The organism is Vicinamibacterales bacterium (assembly GCA_036504215.1).
Taxonomy (GTDB): Bacteria; Acidobacteriota; Vicinamibacteria; order Vicinamibacterales; family Fen-181; genus FEN-299.
Genome location: DASXVO010000054.1, coordinates 1 through 19376 on the forward strand (window position 1 = coordinate 1; position 19376 = coordinate 19376).

At 66.9% G+C, this 19376-nt stretch carries 11 protein-coding genes; 10 read left to right on the top strand and 1 reads right to left on the bottom strand.

All coding sequences use genetic code 11. The features are described from left to right. The first annotated feature begins 417 nt into the window (after positions 1–417). Complete coding sequence (locus VGK32_14950; GenBank protein HEY3383067.1) at positions 418–3342, top strand: TonB-dependent receptor; 2925 nt, start codon at positions 418–420, stop codon at positions 3340–3342. Between the two features lie 75 nt (positions 3343–3417). Here VGK32_14950 and VGK32_14955 read toward each other — a convergent pair whose 3' ends face one another. Next, on the bottom strand, positions 3418–4503 hold the full coding sequence (locus tag VGK32_14955; GenBank protein HEY3383068.1) for a serine hydrolase: 1086 nt from the start codon (positions 4501–4503) through the stop codon (positions 3418–3420). A gap of 216 nt (positions 4504–4719) precedes the next feature. Between VGK32_14955 and VGK32_14960 the strand changes: the two genes are divergently transcribed. The 9 genes from VGK32_14960 (at position 4720) to VGK32_15000 (ending at position 19182) form a co-directional block, all read left to right on the top strand. Continuing rightward, the gene (locus VGK32_14960) at positions 4720–6276 is read left to right on the top strand and encodes a M81 family metallopeptidase (GenBank protein ID HEY3383069.1); all 1557 of its coding nucleotides are present in this window, start codon (positions 4720–4722) and stop codon (positions 6274–6276) included. 221 nt (positions 6277–6497) lie between these two features. Further along, positions 6498–7646 carry a M20/M25/M40 family metallo-hydrolase gene (locus tag VGK32_14965; protein HEY3383070.1) on the top strand — a complete coding sequence of 383 codons (1149 nt, stop codon included), beginning with the start codon at positions 6498–6500 and terminating at the stop codon, positions 7644–7646. A 45-nt stretch (positions 7647–7691) separates the two neighbouring features. Next, positions 7692–10622 carry a TonB-dependent receptor gene (locus VGK32_14970; GenBank protein HEY3383071.1) on the top strand — a complete coding sequence of 977 codons (2931 nt, stop codon included), beginning with the start codon at positions 7692–7694 and terminating at the stop codon, positions 10620–10622. 411 nt (positions 10623–11033) lie between these two features. Beyond that, positions 11034–12473 (top strand): pitrilysin family protein, encoded by a 1440-nt coding sequence (locus tag VGK32_14975; GenBank protein HEY3383072.1) that lies wholly within the window; start codon positions 11034–11036, stop codon positions 12471–12473. Further along, positions 12470–13921 (top strand): pitrilysin family protein, encoded by a 1452-nt coding sequence (locus VGK32_14980; GenBank protein HEY3383073.1) that lies wholly within the window; start codon positions 12470–12472, stop codon positions 13919–13921. The genes VGK32_14975 and VGK32_14980 overlap by 4 nt, the downstream gene beginning before the upstream one ends. Before the next feature lie 378 nt (positions 13922–14299). Then, positions 14300–17086 carry a M14 family zinc carboxypeptidase gene (locus tag VGK32_14985; protein ID HEY3383074.1) on the top strand — a complete coding sequence of 929 codons (2787 nt, stop codon included), beginning with the start codon at positions 14300–14302 and terminating at the stop codon, positions 17084–17086. Between the two features lie 14 nt (positions 17087–17100). Then, entirely contained in the window at positions 17101–18033 is a 933-nt protein-coding gene (locus VGK32_14990; protein ID HEY3383075.1) for a cysteine synthase family protein, read from the top strand. Positions 18034–18177: 144 nt separating this feature from the next. Continuing rightward, positions 18178–18441, top strand: a complete 264-nt coding sequence (locus VGK32_14995; protein HEY3383076.1) for an FtsX-like permease family protein — start codon at positions 18178–18180, stop codon at positions 18439–18441. A 24-nt stretch (positions 18442–18465) separates the two neighbouring features. Then, positions 18466–19182: a glucosaminidase domain-containing protein gene (locus VGK32_15000; protein HEY3383077.1), complete on the top strand. Its 717-nt coding sequence runs from the start codon at positions 18466–18468 to the stop codon at positions 19180–19182. Positions 19183–19376 lie beyond the last annotated feature (194 nt).

Sequence of the window (19376 nt, forward strand, 5' to 3'; positions counted from 1 at the left end):
CGTTGCGCGTGGATGGCGGCGTGGAGTTGGCGGAGAGCAGTATCTTCGCGCTGGGGCACCCGGTCCTCCATTGAGTGGTCGTTGACAACGGCACCTCGATCGGACTAGGTTATGCGCGTTGGAATTTTAATTCCAACGAGAAATGTCCTAAGTCACAAAATTCCCTGGTCTGGCCAATACCGCTGCGAGATGCCTCCCTCCGCGTGGCGCGCCTCGACGGCGTGTCGAGCCGGGAGCTCTCGAGTCCCCCGCGCAGGAACTTGGATCCCCATCCGCTCCCCCGATCTCGGGGTGCGGAGATCGGCCCAGGGTCGTGCAGGAGAGGGTCCGCGGCGGTCATAAGCAAGCTGTCAGCCTCGCGAAGCAGGCCCCCGCCAATCGTATCGTCATGTGGTTATCGTGTTGGAGACAGACCCTATGAACATGAAGACACTGATCGCATTTTGTCTGGCGCTGGCTGTCGCTGCAGGCGCCGCGGCCCAGGGAAACCCCACAGGGACCATCAGAGGTCAGGTGGTCGATCCGGACAAGTTGGCCCTGCCGGGTGTCACGGTCACGGTGACGTCGCCGGCACTCCAGGGCGCACGCACGGCGGTGACGTCCGCCAACGGCGACTTCATCATTCCGTTCCTGCCGGCCGGCGAGTACACGGTCACGGTCGAGCTGCAGGGCTTCCAGGCGCAGAAACAGACGATCGGCGTGGCGATGGCGGAGACGCAGCCACTGATGATCAAGATGTCTCTGGCCTCCCTCACTGAAACGGTGAACGTCACCGGCACGACGAACACCGAGGTGCTGACGACGTCCACGGTCGCCGAGACCTACAAGAAGGACACGCTGGAGCGCCTGCCGATCGGCCGGACGCTCAACGACGCCACCCTGCTGGCGCCCGGCGTCGCGCCCAACGGCCCGAGCGGCAACATCATGATGTCGGGCGCGCTCTCGTTCGAGAACCTGTTCCTGGTCAACGGCGTGGTCGTCAACGAGAACCTGCGCGGCCAGGCGCTGAACCTCTTCATCGAGGACGCGATCCAGGAGACGAAGGTCTCGACCGGCAGCATCTCGGCGGAGTACGGACGGTTCCAGGGCGGCGTGGTCAACATGATCACCAAGTCGGGCGGCAACAACTTCAGCGGGTCGTTCCGCACGACGTTCGACAACGATGCCTGGCGCTCGCTGACGCCCGATCCCAACGACCAGAAGGTCGACACCGTCACACCGACCTACGAGCTGACGGCCGGCGGCCCGATCCGCAAGGACAAGGTCTGGTTCTTCGGCGCGTACCGGCTCACGGATCCCAAGCGCAACAAGACCCTCGACTACACCGGGGTCAACTTCACCTACGACACCAAGGACACCCGGTACGAGGCGAAGGTCACCTACGCCCTGAACCAGAAGAACAACATCAAGGCGTCCTACACGAAGCGGACGACCGCGAGCAAGAACAACTGGTTCGGCTCGGTCATGGACCTGGCCAGCTTGTACGACAACTCGACCGAGCAGACTCTCACCACGGTCAACTACACGAACGTGCTCACCAGCAACATCTTCCTCGAGGGTCAGTACTCGCGGAAGATCTCGGCGACGATGGACACCGGGTCGCGGTTCTCGGACCCGATCAAGGGCACCTACATCACCGACCGCTCGCGCAACAGCTACCGCTACAACGCGCCGACCTTCTGCGCGGTGTGCTACGACAGCACCGGCACCGGGTGGCTTGAGCACCGCGACAACTGGGACTGGTTCGTCAAGATGAGCTACTTCGTGTCGACGAAGAAGACCGGGTCGCACAACCTGGTGTTCGGCTTCGACAACTACAAGGAGTGGCGCAAGAACAACAACTGGCAGTCGGGGAGCAGCTTCGCCGTCAACGGCACCTCCGCGATCATCAACGGGACCAGCATCTTCCCGGTGCTCAAGAACGACAACACCACCTACATCAACTGGATGCCGCTGGTGAAGGAGACGGTCGGCAACGACATCAGGACGTACTCCGGATACATCAACGATGCGTGGCGCCTGAGCAACAAGCTCTCGTTCAACATCGGCGCCCGCTACGACATGAATCGGTCGAAGGACCAGAGCGGCGCCGAGGTCGTGAAGGACTCGCAGTGGAGTCCGCGCGTCGGATTCAGCTGGGACATCAAGGGCGACGCCAAGTGGATCGCCAACGCGGCCTTCTCGCGGTACGTCATGGGCATCAGCACCGCGCTGGTGGACGCCGGATCGGCCGGCGGACGGACGGCGAGCTACAGCTGGTACTACAAGGGCCCGAACATCAACACGGCCGCCGCGGGTCCCTATCTCACCGCCGACCAGGCGCTGCCGATCCTGTGGAAGTGGTTCAACGACAACGGCGGCGTCAACATGAAGACCCGGACGGCGCCGAGCATCCCGGGTGTCAGCACGAGGGTCAAGGACGGTGTGGTGTCGCCCAGCTCGAACGAGTTCTCGTTCGGCATCGCGAACCAGCTCGGGGACAAGGGTGTGTGGCGCGTCGACTACGTCTACCGGAAGTCGGGCGACATGTATGGCGACTACCTCGACATGTCGACCGGCCTCGTGGCCGATCCGACGGGGCGCCAGTTCAACCTCACGCTGACGGGCAACACGCCGCTGGCCAAGCGCACCTACCAGTCGGTGGTGACCAATTTCAACTATCGGTTCAAGTCGGTGATCGTCAGCGCCAACTACACGCTGTCGAAGATGTGGGGCAACGTGAACGGCGAGAATACCGGCAGCGGGCCGATTCGCGCCGACCTGAACTGGTACCCGGAGTACAAGCAGGAAGGCTGGAACTACCCGCTGGGCTACAACCCCGGCGACCAGCGCCACAAGTTCCGCGGCATGGTGACGTACCGCGTACCCGTCCCGCAGAGCGTCGGTTCGCTCGACATCGGGATGGTGCAGCGCTACGACTCGCCCGTGGCGCAGGACATCGCCGGCACGGTGGACAGCCGATCGTACGTGAACAATCCGGGCTACCTCAACCCGACCAGCGGCGTGACGTACTACTTCATCGGCCGCGGTGACTACCGGTTCGATCCGGTCTGGACGACGGACCTGTCCGTGATGTGGGGGAAGAAGATTCCGGGCATCCACACCGAGGTGTTCTTCCGCGGCGTCATCACCAACCTGTTCAACAATGCCGCCGTCACCGGCGGTGATACGACGGTGAACACGAACTACAACAACAAGGCGTACGCCGTGTTCAACCCGTTCACGTCCGCGCCGGTGCAGGGCACGAACTGGGACTACAGCTCGATCTTCGGGCGGCCCCAGTCGAAGGATGACTACCAGAGGGCGCGCTTGTTCACCTTCTCGGTGGGAGTTCGCTTCTAGTCAGTGTTCGATGCCGTTCAGGGGTCGGCTCGTCCGGCCGGCCCCTGAATGGCCCCGCTTCCCCGTCCTGCCGACCTACCTCGCGGTCCTCGCGTCGAAGATCAACTGCACCAGCTTGCCGAACTGCTCCCCGCTGACCTGCCGGCCGCGGATGTCGGTGTTCACACGGTGCACGATCACCATGTCGTATTCCGGCACGACGAGAATGAAGTGGCCGCCCGCCCCGCGGGCCGAATACGACCCTTTCGGCATCACGACGCCAGGGAAGTGCCGGCCCTCGACCGCGACCCACCACAGGTAGCCGTAGCCGCCCGACTGGCCCGCGTCCGAATACGACGCGGTGCTCTCTGCCACCCAGTCCTTCGGCACGACCTCGGTGCCCCGCCACGAGCCCTGCCGCAGGAACAGCAGGCCGAAGCGCGCCATGTCGCGCGCGGTCATGCGGAACGGGTAGGCGGCGTACACCGAGTCCGCCCCGGTGAAGTACTGCCCGTCGTCGAGAATGTAGTCCTGCATGCCGATCGGGCCGGCGATCCGCGTCTGGAATTCCCGGTAGATGCTGTTCTTCACCGCCCGCTCGAAGATCATGCCGAGCGCGTTGAAGTCCCAGTTGTTGTAGTACCAGAACGTGCCAGGAGCGTGGCTGTTGCGCGCCGGGCGCGCGGCCTTCATGGCCGGCGTCTCGTACAGCGCGGGATGGTACACGCCCGAGCGGGCCTTCAACAGGTCGTGCACGGTGGCGGTCTTCTCGGCCGCGTTCAACGACGGCTCGTTGTCGTCGATCCCGAGCTGCTCCAGGGTCTTGGCGAGGTCGATCCGGTTCTGGCGGACGTGGATCCCGTACATCGCGCTCAGGAAGCTCTTGCGAATCGAGTGAATGTTGTACTTCGCGTCGGTCCTGCCCCATTCGTCCAGGACCTTGCCCTGGACGACGACCATGACGGCCTCGGTATTGATGGTGGCCGCGTACTCCTTCGCCAGCTTCAGCTTCTCGGGAGACCACCCGAGCGCCTGCGGAGACGCTAGGCGTTCCCAGGTGGCGCCCGGGTACGTGGGCTGGTCCTGCGCTCGGCCGGCCGTCGTCCACGCTGCGGTGAGCAGCAGGACGCTGAGCGTCAACCAGCGTCCGATTCTTCGCGGTGTGCGTGTCGTGCGAAACATGCTGTGACTCCTTGGGTGAGGGTGCGCGACGCGTGTCGCGGGAGGCGGGACGGGCACTCATCATCCCACACCCCGCCTGGCGAATCCAACGAGGCACCAGGTGACCCGGATGGTTGCGTCCTGTGGCCGGAGTGCGGTACCGTCTGCGTCGCCCCCCTTCCAGATTTCAGATGTCAGCCGTCGGCCGGCCGTGCGTGCGTGACGATGCGGCCCGGCATGGAGAACGATGTGAACCTGCTCGACCGTACCGTGTCCGCCATCCTCGTGTCCGCGCTGTCGCTGGTCGCCTGCCAGCAGGCGACGGCCGCCCAGGCCGCGGCGGCCAAACGCATCCGCATCGGCGTCGCCACCTTCTCGCACGAGACCTGCACGTTCTGCCCGGAGCCCACCGGCATCGCCGAGTGGGAGTACTACGGACCACCGCAGCGGGGGCCGGAGGTGCTGAAGTCGGGGCCCTACATCCGCGGCTTCGTCGACGCCGCCCGCGACCACGACAACGTCGACCTGGTCGGCATCTACTCTCCTCGTGATTCGAAGGGCGGCTCGTCCGGCAGCTGGCTCACGACCGAGGCGTTCGACAAGTACTCGAACGGCATCGCCAGCGACTTGAAGCAGTCGGGCCCCTTCGACGCGGTCTACCTCTCGCTGCACGGCGCCATGGCGGTGACCGGCGTGCCGAAGCCCGAGGCGGAGCTGGTGCGCCGCGTGCGCAAGGTCGTCGGTGCGATTCCGATCGTGGTGACACTCGATCTCCACGCCAACGAAGACCACGAGCTGTCCGATGTCGCCAACGGCGTGCTGATCATCAAGCGCTACCCGCACTACGACGCGGCCCTGCAGGGCGATCGCGCGCTGCGGCTGCTGCTTCGGATGGTCCGAGGGACCTACAAGCCGACGATGGCCACGCGCAAGCCGGGCGTCATCACGCCCAGCGTGTTCCAGGGGACGGGGACGTCGCCGGCGATGGAGATCATGGAGCGGGCGCGCATCTGGGAGGAGCGAACGCGCGACGTGTACGTGTCTGTCGCCTTCGGCTTCGCGTACGCGGACGTGCCGGATGTCGGCGCCACGGTCATGGTGATCGCCAACAACAACCAGGCGCTGGCGGACCGCATCGCACAGGACATGTCGGACTTCATCTGGAAGCAGCGCGTGCAGTTCGCCGGCAAGAAGATTCCGAAGACCGAGGAGGGCGTGCGGCTGGCGATGGAGGCGGTTCGCGCCGGCAAGCGCCCCGTGGTGGTCGCAGATCAGGGGGACCGCACGGGCAATTCGACGCACATCCTCGCCGAACTCATCAAGCAGGGCGGCAAGAACTTCTGCCTCACCACGATCGCCGACGAGAGGGCGATCAAGGACATCCAGGCCAGGGCGAAGGTGGGCGAGTCGGTGAAGGTGAACGTCGGCGGGTACGCCGACGAGTTCGCCGGCAAGCCGGTTCCACTCGAAGGCGTGGTCGAGTACCTCGACAAGTACGAGGACCTCGGCACCGTGGCCGTGATCCGCTTCGGATCGAACAACCGCGTGATCCTGACGCCCGTGCTGGACCAGGTCACCGATCCGGGGATCTTCCCGGCGCTGCACATCGACCTGTCGAAGCTGGACATCATCGTCCTCAAGTCGCGCGTCCACTTCCGGCGAGGGTTCGTCGAGGACGGCCTGGCTGGCGCGGTCTTCGAGGTGGATGCGCCCGGACTCGGGCCGGCCGATCTGAGCATCGTGCCGTACAAGAACATTCCGAAAGGCCTGTACCCTCTCGACAGGAAGAACTAGCGACGCTTCGCCTCGAACCGCCGAACTCGCTTCGGCCAGGTTGTTTCCGGCCACAACGGATCAATCCGCAGCCCGCCGCCGCGCTCCCGGCTCAGCCGCGGCGGCGGGCGAACCGAATTCCCGGACCGAAATTTTGCGCCCTGCACGTTGAGGCATTGGTGTAGACTGGTGCCCGCCGGAATATATGTTCCAGCAAAAGACGGTCTGAGTCAGAAAATTCCATGGTCCACCAGACGCGACTCCTGGACGCCTTCCTCAGCCTGGCGCGCATCGACGGCGTCTCCGGCCGGGAGCGCGCCGTCGCGGCCCACATCCAGGCCCGCCTCGAGTCCATCGGTCTGACCTGCAGCCTGGATCGCGCCGGCGAGACGTTCGGCGGGAACTGCGGCAACCTCGTCGGGCGGCTGCCCGGACGCGTGGACCTGCCGACGATCCTCTTGTGCGCCCACATGGACACCGTTCTCCCCACGCAGGGGTTGAACGTCGTCCTGGACGCCGAGCGGGTGTCGTCGGACGGAACGACGATCCTGGGGGCCGACGACCGCGCGGGCGCCGCGATCATCCTGGAGATCCTCCAGGTGCTCGTCGACGAGAGGTTGGATCACGGCCCCATCGAGGTGCTCTTCACCGTCGCCGAGGAATGCGGCATGCACGGCGCCAAGACGGTGGACTCGGGCGCGTTCGAGGCCTCCATGGGCTTCGTCTTCGACAGTTCGGCCGCGTGCGGCCGGTTCGTCGTCGGCGCGCCGTCCGCGATGGCGTTCCGGATCCTGGTGCGAGGCCGGGCCGCCCACGCGGCGGTGTCGCCCGAAAAGGGCATCCACGCCATCCAGATTGCTTCCCGCGCGATCGCCCGCCTGCCTCTCGGCCGGCACGGCGAGACCGGGATGCTGAATGTCGGCACCATCCGCGGCGGAACGGCCATCAACGTCGTACCGGACGAGGTGGAGATCCTGGGCGAGACCCGGAGTGCGGACCCGGCCGCCCTGGACGCCCAGATGGCCCTCGTGCGAGAGGCATTTGAGCAGGCTGCGCTCGAGGGCGGCGGCCAGGTTGAGATTGCGTGGACCTGCAAGTACGGGGAATTCGAGCTGAAACCCACCGAGCCGGTTGTGCTCGCGGCGGTTCGGGGGATCAGGGCCGCGGGCTGCGAGCCGGAACCGATCCGGTATCCGGGGGGAAGCGACGCCAACGTCCTCAACGTCCGTGGGATCCCGACCGTCAACCTGGGCATCGGGACCCACAATGCGCACTCCATGCAGGAATCGATGCCCATCCGCTGCCTGGTCCAGGGCGCGGAGATCGGCCTTGGCATCGTGCGGGAGTTGGTTCGCGGTGATCGAACGCGCGCTGTCAGCCTCGCGAGGTGAGCCCCCGCTGTTGGTAATGCGGCTATCGTGCTGGAGACCGGTCTTATGAACTTCAAAACACTCATCGTTCTACTTCTGGCGCTGGCCGTGGCCGCCGGCGCCTGGGCTCAGGGCAATCCCACCGGCGCCATCAGAGGCGCCGTGACCGACCCGGACGGCCTGGCGCTGCCCGGCGTCACGGTCACCGTCGCTTCCCCTGCCCTGCAGGGCGCGCGCACCGTGGTGACTTCGGGCAACGGTGACTTCATCATCCCGTTCCTGCCGCCGGGCGAGTACACGGTGACCGTCGAACTCCAGGGCTTCGCGCCGCAGAAGCGCACGATCGGCGTGGCGATGGCGGAAACGCAGCCGATGCAGATCAAGCTCGCGATCGCGGCGGTCACCGAGACCGTCACCGTCACCGGTACGTCGTCCACCGAGGTCCTCAAGACCGGGACCATCGCGGAGACGTATACCGCCACGAAGATCGAGTCGCTGCCGGCCGGCCGGACCCTGAACGACGCCGTTCTGCTCGCGCCCGGCGTGAACAACAACGGGCCGAGCAACGCCATCGTCATCGCCGGCGCGCTGTCCTACGAGACGCTGTATCTGATCAACGGCGTGAACGTGAACGAGAACCTGCGCGGCCAGGCACGGACGCTCTTCGTCGAAGACGCGATCCAGGAGACGAAGGTCTCGAGCGGGAACATCTCAGCCGAGTACGGCCGCTTCAACGGCGGCGTCGTCAACATGGTCACCAAGTCGGGCGGCAACATGTTCAGCGGGTCGTTCCGCGATTCGCTCAGCAACGACGCGTGGCGGTCGCGCCGGCCCCTCGGCGACGAGAAGCTGGACAAGATCGTCCCGACCTACGAGGGCACCTTCGGCGGCCCCGTCAAGAAGGACAAGCTCTGGTTCTTCACCGACGGGCGCTACACGAACTCCCAGCAGCAGAGGACGCTCTCCTACACGAATCTGACCTACCCGTATGCCAAGAGCGACAAGCGCTACGAGGGAAAGGGCACGTACGCGCTGACCTCCCAGAACACGGTGAAGGCGTCCTACACGAACATGAAGACCTGGACGACGAACAACACGTCCAACAGCCCGATGGACCTCGACAGCCTGTACAGCAACGGCCAGACCGACACGCTGACCGCCTTGAACTACACGAGCGTTCTCTCCTCGAAGCTGTTCCTCGAGAGCCAGTTCTCGAGAAAGACGATGGCGACCGACAACACCGGTTCGCAGTTCACCGACCTCGTGAAGGGCACGCTGATGTTCGACCGGTCGCGCGGCAGCGCGCGCTTCAACTCGCCGACCTTCTGCGCGGTCTGCGGCAAGGGCTGGCACGAGGAACGCAATAACTGGGACTTCTTCGTCAAGCTCGGGTACTTCCTCTCGACCGACAAGGCCGGGTCGCACTCGGTTGTGGTGGGCTTCGACAACTTCAAGGAATCGCGCCAGGTGGACAACTACCAGTCCGGCAGCGGGTACCGGGTGTACGCCACCAAGACGTACATCGCGACCACGCCCGACAAGACCATCTACCCGGTGATCGACGGCAGCAGCTACGTCCAGTACACCCCGCTCGTGGCGCCGAGCGTCGGCAGCGACATCCGTACCTATTCGCTGTTTGCGAACGACCAGTGGCGGCTGAACAACAGGCTGTCGTTCAACATCGGGTTCCGCTTCGACCGCAACAGCTCGAAGGACCAGGGCGGCGTACCCGTGCTGAAGGACTCGCAGTGGAGTCCGCGCCTGGGCCTCAGCTGGGATCTCAAGGGCGACGGCAAGTGGATCGTGAACACCGGCTACGCCCGCTACGTCATGGGCGTGAACGGCGCGGTCGTGGACTCGGGGTCGGCCGGCGGCCGCACGGCGTCCTATTCGTGGGTGTACGCCGGGCCGAAGATCAACACCACCTGCACGCCGCCCAACTGCCAGCAGATCGCGGCCGTCCTGCCCCAGGTGTTTTCCTGGTTCGATGGCAATGGCGGCATCAACAACACGAAGTACCGGAACGCGCCGTCGGTTCCCGGCGTGACCACGAAGGTCAGCGGCGGCACGACTGCGCCGAGCTCCAACGAACTCACGGCCGGCGTCGCGCACGAGGTCGGCAGGGGCGGCACGGTCCGTATCGACTACGTCTACCGCAACTACAAGGACATGTACGGCAGCTTCATCGACACGACGACGGGCCGGGTCACCGACCCGACCGGACGGACGTACGACGCCGAGAGCATCAGGAACACTCCCGATGCGCGCCGCTGGTATCACGCGGTGACCGTCGCCGCGAACTACCGGTTGAGCAGGGTCGGCCTGGGTGGGAACTACACGCTGGCGTACTCGAAGGGCAACAACGACGGCGAGAACGTGGGCAGCGGGCCGGTCATGGCCGGCATCAACGACTTCCCCGAGTACCGCCAGGAGTCGTGGAACTGGCCGACTGGCTACATGGGGAACGACCAGCGCCACAAGGTGCGTGTCTACGCGACGATGCTGCTGCCCGTGAGCCCGGCGCTCGGCCAGTTCACCGTTGGCGTCATTCAGCGCGTGAACTCGGGCACGCCGTACGACATCGCGTTCTCGGTGGATCCCTCGACCTACGTCGCGAATCCCGGCTACCTCACCGCGCCGACGAGCGTCACCTACTACATCTCGGGTCGCGGCCCGCTCCGCACCGACGGCATCTCCAGCACGGACCTGTCGCTCATCTGGTCCAAGAAGCTCCACGGCTCGCTCGAGGTGTTCTTCCGCGGCCTCGCCTATAACATCTTCAACAGGCAGGGCGTGATGAGCCTGGACACCACCGTGTCGTCGAACGCGTCGCCGGGCACCTACACGAAGGCAAGCCTGCCGGTCTTCAACCCGTTCACGACCGCGCCGGTCGAGAACGTGAACTACCGGTATGGCCCGGAATTCGGCCAGCCGTCTGCTCCGAGCGATTACCAGGAGCCGCGCTCCTTCAGCTTCTCGTTCGGAATCCGCTTCTAGACCGACGAGAAGTCTCGCGGCGCCGGACGGCGGGCCCGTGTCGAACGGGTCCGCCGTCTCTCTCTCCAGAGCGGCAGCACCGCCGCCCGCAACTCCTTCACATCCACTTCGGTGATCACCGTCAACCGTGGACCTCGCAAGGCTGAAGCCCGCCGTCACCGTGGAGCCGGCGAATCGCGCCGCTCGTCGCTGACCCGCTCGCCGCGCTCCGTTTCGACACGTTCCGCGCGACCGACAAGTCTCCCCGACTGAATCCGTGCCAGGCAGTCGGTGGCACAGGCGACCGATAACCAGATCTTCAAGCACCTCGCAGTTGACTGGCATGCGCGCCGGCATCCCGCGCGCGCCGGGTGGAGTAAGATGGCCCATCGGCAAGGCTGCAACCTCGCCCTACAAGGAGAAGACCAAGCCGTGCACATTCCCAGCCGCACGCTCGCCTGGATCGCGCTCGTCGCGCTGGCCTCGCTGGCCGCCGCCCACCGGCCGCCCTCGGCCGCTCCGCCCGGACCCGACACCATCCGGATCCCCTTCGAGCGCTACACGCTCCCGAACGGCCTGACGGTGATCCTGTCCCCGGATCACACCACGCCCACCGTCACGGTGAACGTGTGGTACCACGTCGGGTCGAAGAACGAGGTGCCGGGACGGACCGGATTCGCGCACCTGTTCGAGCACATCATGTTCACCGGATCCGGCCACGTGCCCTACGGCCTGCACGACAAGCTCACCGAGGGCGTGGGCGGCGAGAACAACGGCACGACGTCGAACGACCGGACGACATACTTCGAGACGGTGCCGTCGAACTACCTCGAGTCGGCGCTCTGGATCGAGGCCGATCGGATGGGGTACCTCCTGGACACGCTCGACCTCGCGAAGCTCGACGCCCAGCGCGACATCGTGAAGAACGAGCGGCGACAGGGCGTGGACAACCAGCCGTACGGCAAGGTGCGCGAGATCGTCTCCCGCGCCATGTACCCGGCGGACAATCCCTATTCGTGGGACGTGATCGGCAGCATGGAAGACCTCGGCGCGGCGTCGGCCGAGGACGTCAAGAACTTCTTCCGTCTCTACTACGCGCCGAACAACGCGTTTCTCGCGATCGTCGGCGACGTCGACACGGCCCAGACCAAGGCGTGGGTGGCGAAGTACTTCAGCGACATCCCACGCGGCAAGCCGGTCGTGCGGCCGAACGTCCCCGCCGTGACGGTCCCCGCCGAACGCCGGTTCGCGTACGAGGACCGCGTGCAGGTGGCACGCCTCTACGTCCAGTGGCCGACGGTCGGTGAACGGCACGACGATCACTACGCGCTCGAGGTGCTCGGCAGCATCCTGTCCGGCCCGCGCACGGCCCGTATCACCAAGGCGCTCGTGTACGACCAGGAGGCGGCCGCGTCGGTGTCGGCGGGCCAGCGATCGCGCGAGGACGTCGGCGAATTCGCCCTGACGATCACGCCGCGCCCGGGGCACACGCTCACGGATCTCGAGGCGGCGGCCGACGCCGTCATCGAGAAGCTGAAGGCGGACGGCCCGACGGCGGAGGAGATCCAGCGGGCCACGGCCGGCCTCGAACTCGAGTTCATCGAGGGCCTCGAGTTCAACCTCGGCAAGGCGATGGGGCTCTGCGACGGCGCCGGCTTCCACGACGACCCGAACCACTACAAGATCGACTTCCAGAAATCGATGGCGGTGACCGCTGCCGACGTGAAGCGCGTCGCCAACCAGTACTTGACGAAAGGGCGCATCGTGCTGAGCGTCGTGCCGGCGGGGAAGGCCGGGGAGGCGTCGAAGCCCGCCGAAAGCAGGAAGGTGACCGGTGCCGAAGATACGCCCCGACCGGAGGTGAAGCGATGAAGCCCCAGACCCGACGGCTGTCCGGCATCGTCCTGGCCGTGGCCCTCCTGTCGCTGCCGCTCGCGGCGCAGCAGGCGCTCGATCGCACGAAAGTCCCGCCGCCCGGCAAGACACCGGAACTGCGGGTCCCCACCTGGACGAAGACGACGCTGGCCAACGGCGCGGAGTTGATCGTCTCGGAGAAGCACGACCTGCCGCTCGTCTCGTTCACGCTGACCCTGGCCGGCGGATCCGATCGGTTCGAGCCGGCCGACCGGCGCGGCCTGGCGGGCATCGCGGCGTCGATGCTGAGCGAGGGCACCAAGACGCGCGACGGCGAGGCACTGTCGAATGCGCTGCAGCTTCTCGGCACGTCGGTCACCGTCGGCATCGGCAATGACTCGGGCTCGATGGGCTTCGTGTCCACGTCCGGGAACCTCGCCGGCACGCTCGACATCATGGCCGACATGCTCGTGAACTCGACGTTCCCGGCGCCGGCCCTGGACCGGATCCGCGCCCAGCGTCTCGTCACGCTGAACGCGGCCAGGGCGCAGCCAGGCGCCATCGCGAGGCGCGTGTTCCCGAAGGTGCTCTACGGCTCCGCGCACCCATACGGCCAGCTCACGACCGAGCAGTCGTACACGGCCATCACGCGCGACGACATCGTCAGGTTCCACAAGGCCTACTTCCAGCCGGGCCGCGCAGCGGTGATCGTCGTCGGTGACGTCACGCCCGCCTCGGCGAAGGCCACGGTGGAGAAGGCCTTTGCCGCGTGGCCGGCCGGCGGCAGCAAGCCCGTGCCCACCTATCCGCCGCTGCCGGAGAAGCACCCGGCGACGATCTACCTCGTGGACAAGCCGGGGGCCGCGCAGTCCACCTTCGCAATCGGCAACCCGGGTCCGCCCCGGAGCACGCCAGACTACTACGCGCTCGAGGTGATGAACACGATGCTCGGCGGCATGTTCCAGTCGCGGCTCAACGCGAACATCCGCGAGGAGAAGGGCCTCAGCTACGGTGTCAGCTCGTTCTTCATGTACGGAAAGGGCCCAGGCCCGTTCCGCGCGGGCGGCGACATCATCTCGGCCAAGAGCGACGTGGCGCTGACCGAGTTCATGAAGGAGCTTCGGGGCATCGGCGGCAGCCGGCCAGTGACCGACGAGGAGTTGGCGACGTCCAAGAGTTCGCTCGTGCAGAGCCTCCCCGGGATGTTCGCGTCGGTCGGCAGCATCGGCGGGGCGATCAGGACGATCTGGATCGAGGGCCTGCCCGACACCTACTACCAGCAGTACGGGAAGGCGATTGGCGCGGTGACGAAGGCCGACGTGGTGCGGGTCGCGAAGCAGTACATCGACCTCGATCACCTGTCGATCGTGATCGTCGGCGATCGCGCGACGATCGCGGCGCCGCTCGCCGCCACCAGGATCGCGCCGATCGTGGTGCTGGACATCGAGGGGAACCCGGTCAGGTAGAAGAAGGCGGCAAGGCGGGGAGGCGGCAAGGCTGGCTTGCCCCGCCGCACCGGCGAGAGGCCCTCCTCGACGAGATCGGCCGTCTGCTGGTCGAGATGGAAGCGCCGCTCCTTCTCGAGTTCCGCCTCGAGCCTCGCTCGGCCCCACAGGCGCTGCCACCAGGTCATTCCGCGCCACCTCCGTCAGGCGATAGAACCTGGCCTCGCGGCCGGTCTCGGACTGCTTCCAGTCCGCGGTGAGGAGGCCGCGGTTCTCGAGCCGGTGCAGCGCCGGGTGGAGCGAGCCTTGCGGGGCCTGCGCGACGTCGAGCGCTGCCAAGGTGTGCACCTGCGCTACGATGGGCGCGCACCACCGACCGCGTCAGAAGAGGAGCGTCCCATGCGTGTGGCCAGGATTCCGGGCCTTTCGTTCGCCATCACCGCCTCGGTCGTCGCCGTGTGCGTGGCCCAGGCACCGAAGACCGCGGACCGGCCCGAGGCGGGCGCGTCGGAAGCGATCGCCCGGTTCACCACCGAGACGAGGTTCCTGTCGCCCTGGGTGGCCTCGGTTCCGGCGTCCGACACCGTGCCGTCGCCGACGAGGTTTCTCGGGCACGTGGCCGGAGCCGCCGGCGAACTGACGCCCACGGCGAAGATCTACGCCTACATGCGCGCGCTCGCCGCGGCGTCGCCCCGCGTTCGCGTCGAGACGATCGGCCGCACCGAAGAGGGCCGGGAGATCCTCCTCGTGGCCATTGCCGACGAGGCCGGGATCCGCGGCCTGACGCGCCTGAAGGAGGCGACGGCCAGGCTGGCCGATCCCCGGCGCACGAGCCCGGACGAAGCGGAGACGATCATCGCCGGTGCGCGGCCGGTCTACTACTTCAACTGCGCGCTCCACGCCGACGAGACCGGCAGCGCCGAGATGTCGATGGAACTGGCCTACCGGCTCGCCGTCTCCGAGGATCCGATGATCCAGAACATCCGGAAGGCGGTGCTGGTCCTCGTCAACCCGGTGGCCGAGCCGGATGGCCACGACAAGATGACCGAGTGGTTCGACACGTACCTGAAAGGCAGGCGCGAGTTCGCCACGCTGCCGCGCCAGTCCCCGCCCTACTGGAATCGCTACGTCTTCGTGGACATCAATCGGGACGCCCATCAGAAAGCGTTCGCGGCGACGCGCGCCGTGCACACGATGTTCTTCGACTACCACCCGACCGTGGTGCACGACCTTCACGAGTCAATCGCGCTGCTCCAGACCTGGAACGGCACCGGTCCATACAACCCGAACCTCGATCCCATCGTCACCAGCGAGTTCCTCGAGATGAGCCTCCACGAGGTGACGTCGCTGACGGCGATGGGCATGCCGGGCGTGTGGACCTGGAAGTTCGGCGAGAGCTTCGGCCTGCACTACCTCGACTCGGTGGCGATGAACCACAACGCCGTCGGACGAGGGTACGAGACGTTCGGCAACGCGACACCCGAAACCGTGGACCGCGCGGTCGGCGACGACGCCTGGATCGGCGACAGTCCATTGAGCCGCGAATGGTACCGGCCGATGCCCGCGTCGCCGGCCGTCCGCTGGTCGATGCGTGACAACGTCAACTACCAGGAGACCGGCGCCCTGTCGATTCTCGACTGGACCGCCCGCCACGCCGCCGATCTGCTCCGCAACTTCTACCGCACCGGCTTCAACTCGTGGCAGAAGGGCGCGACCGACCTGCCTCGCGCCTATGTCATCCCCGCCGAGCAGAACGACCGGCTGGCCGTGGCCGCCATGGTCGATCGGCTGGTCGATCAGCACATCGAGGTGGGACGGCTGACGGCCGACCTCACGACGAGCGAAGGTCGGTTCGCTCGCGGCAGTTACGTGGTGAAGCTGGATCAGCCCTACCGCAACTACGCGGTGGACGTGCTCGAGCGTCAGCACTTTCCGGCCGAGGCCGAGAACCTGCCCTACGACGACGTGTCGTGGTCGTTTCCGGTGGGCTTCGGCGTGACCGCCGTGCGCGTCGATGACGAGCGCGTCAGGTCGGCGCCGTCCGAACCGGTGGCGACCGTCGTGGCGCCGCGCGGGTCGGTCGCCGGCGACGGGGCCGCGTTCCTGCTCCGCGACACCGGGCAGGAGGCCCTCCTGGCCGCGCGGTTCCGCCTCGCGCGGTTCGACGTGGAGATCGCGGAGAAGAGCTTCCTCGCCGCCAGCACGGACTACCCGGCGGGCTCATGGATCGTGCCGCAGCAGACCGGGCTTCGCGTCGCGCTGGCGGAGGTCGCAGGGGAGTTGGCGCTCGATTTCGTCGCCGTGGCGGCGGCGCCGGACGTGCCGCGCCACGCGGCCGCCCTGCCGAGGATCGGCCTGTGGGTGCCCTGGGCCGACACCGACGCGATGGGCTGGATCCGCTACACGCTCGATCGCGAGAAGGTGCCCTACACGTACCTGCGCGACGAGGACGTGCGTGCAGGGCGCCTCCGCGAACGCGTGGACGTCGTCGTCTACGGCCCGTTCGTGAAGCTGGACCTCGCGGCGCAGATTCACGGCATTCCCGCGACGAGCGGCCCGATGGCGTTCAGGCGCAGCGCCGAGACGCCGAGCCTCGGCGCGCCCGTCGAGTCGGACGACATCACCGGCGGGCCCGGCTATGTGGGTCTCGAGGCCATCCGCCGCTTCGTGGTTGATGGTGGTGTGCTCCTGACGCTCGGCAGCGGCTCGATGCTCCCACTCGAGGGCGGTCTCGTGTCCGGCGTGCGCCGTGCGTCGGCTCCCGACGTCTTCACGCCGGGCAGCGAACTCCGGGTGACGTTCGAACAGCCGAATCACCCGATTGCCTACGGCTACCGAAGCGAGTCCTCCGTCTTCCGCGGCAACCTGCCCGTGTACGACGCACCGCGCCGCTGGCTGGACATGGCCTACTGCACCTCGTGCCTGGACGGCCCCGTCGATCGCCGAGGCGTCGTGGCGAGGTGGGGAGGCAGCGGTGCGATGGTCGTGAGCGGGGGCATGCGCGGCGAGAAGACGCTGAACGGGCATCCGGCGGTGTTCGACCTGCCGCTCGGGCGCGGGCGCGTGGTCGCCTACAACTTCACGCCGATCCACCGCGACATGAACCGCTCGGACTATCGGCTCCTGTGGAACGCGATTCTCAACTGGAGGGCGCTCGGTTCTGGGCCCTCGGCAGCGAAGAGGTAGAGGGGGCAGGCATCATGAACGAATTGAGGCGGGATATCCTGGATTGCGTCGGCAACACCTCGCTGCTGGCCCTGCGACACATCGTGCCCGGCAATGGCGCCCGCATCCTGCTGAAGCTGGAGAGCGAGAACCCCACCGGCAGCATGAAGGACCGGATGGCGCTGGCGATGATTGAAGCGCCCGAGGCCGACAGGCGTCTGGCGCCGGGCGGTCCGGTCGTCGAATACACCGGCGGCAGCACCGGCGTATCGCTGTCTCTCGTGTGCGCGGTGAAAGGGCACCCCCTGGACATCGTGACCTCGGACGCCTTCTCCCGAGAGAAGCTCGATCACATGCGGATCCTCGGGGCCAGGCTTCACATCGTGCGCAGTGAGAGCGGGCACATGACCGAGAAGCTCACGCGGGACATGATCGAAGCCGCCGGCGTCATTGCGGCCACGACCGGCGCCTACTGGACCGATCAGATGAACAACCGGGACCAGATGGCGGCCTATCACGAGCTGGCGAAGGAGATCTGGACGCAGACCGGCGGACGGATCGACGGCTTCGTCCAGAGCGTGGGCACCGCGGCGTCGCTGCGCGGGATCGGGGAGGCGCTGCGCCGCCGCAACGAGCGGATCCGCCTCGTCGCCGTGGAGCCCGCCGAATCCCCGGTGCTGTCGGGCGGCCCGGCCGGCGCCCACAAGATCGACGGGATCGGCGCGGGCTATGTGGTGCCGCTCTGGCAGGCGGGCATCGCCGATTGGATCGAGTGCGTGTCCACCGAGGAGGCCACGGCCATGGCCCTGCGGCTGGCGCGCGAGGAAGGCCTGTTCGCGGGGACGTCCACCGGCGCCAATGTGATCGCCGCGCTGCGACTGGCCGAACGGCTGGGACCTGACGCGATTATCGTGACCGTGATGTGCGACACCGGGATGAAGTACCTGAGCAAGATGGCGTCGCACTGATCCGGTCGCAACAGGGCCGTGCGCGGCCTGAGTCTCGCGCCGATGGCGGAGCCGACCCGAGAGAGTCATCCGGCGGGGACGGGAATCGTTCGGGCTGGACCGCGACCCGCCGGTCACGGGGACCGCTGGCCACACACGTACCGGGTGAACCGCCGGCGGCCGGAGATTGCCCTTCGCCTGGTGGTCGGCGCGTCGCGAGGCGACGTCCTGCGTTGGGTGCTGGCCCGCGGCCTCGGCCCGGTCGTCATCGGCCTCGTGCTCGGGCTGGCTGGCGCAATTGGCGTGGGACGCCTGCTGCGCAGGGTGCTGTTCAACGTGCCTTCCACCGCCGTATCCTGCACCGGGGAACCGATGGGCGGCCGGTTGCGGCCAGATTTTGTATCGGTTCGTCACGCGAGCGGGAATTGACGGTCGCTCCGTCGCGGGGAGAGCGTGTCTCGTCCGCTTGCGCGCGGCGCGTCTTACGACGAGAATCTCCGCAGCGTGCTGACGCCAAGATCGAGACACCCGGCGCCGATCACCATCGTTCTCGTCCTGGCCGTGGCGGCTGGCGCCTGCGGCGGGTCCGTCACCGGTCCATCGCCGATGTCCCCGCCGACGTCGACGACCGTGCCGATCATGGGGCCCTCCCGTCTCGCCGCCGCGCAGATCGTGGCGTGGTTCAATGGGCGTCAGCCGCGGCCGTCCGGCGTCTACGCTGCCACCGTGCCGGCCGAGAGCCTGGCCCGGTTCTTCGTCGAAGAGGGGGCGATGGAAGGGGTGACGGGCGACGTTGCCTTCGTGCAGAGCGTGGTTGAGACCGGATGGTTCCGCTTTGGAGGGACCGTTCAGCCCTGGATGAACAACTTCGCCGGGATCGGCGCCGCCGACACGAACCCGGAACCCGCAACGTTCCCTGACGCGCGCACCGGCGTCCGCGCGCAGATCCAGCACCTGCGTGCCTATGCCGACCCGACGGCGCTGGCGTGCAGCGCGCCGCCGCTCGCCAACCCATGCGCCGATCCTCGCTTCGACCTGATCGCGCCGAAGGGCAAAGCGCCGACCTGGAATCAGATGGGCAACGGAAACTGGGCCACGGCAACCACCTACGCGACGAGCATCCTCACCCTCTTCGACGAAGCGCTGGCGTTTCACGGCCTACGGCGCTGACTGATTCTCGGCGTGTGTCCTGGACGGAGCGGAGCCGGGTCTCCGGACTGTGGCCGGTCCTCGCGACAGGTCGCCGCGCTTGACGTTGATCACGCGTCACGTCGCTATCCTGGCGTGATCGTCTCGTTTTGCGATTCCGCCACGGAAACCCTCGCCAGGCGACGGCTGGCCACACGGTTTGCGGGGATCGCGCG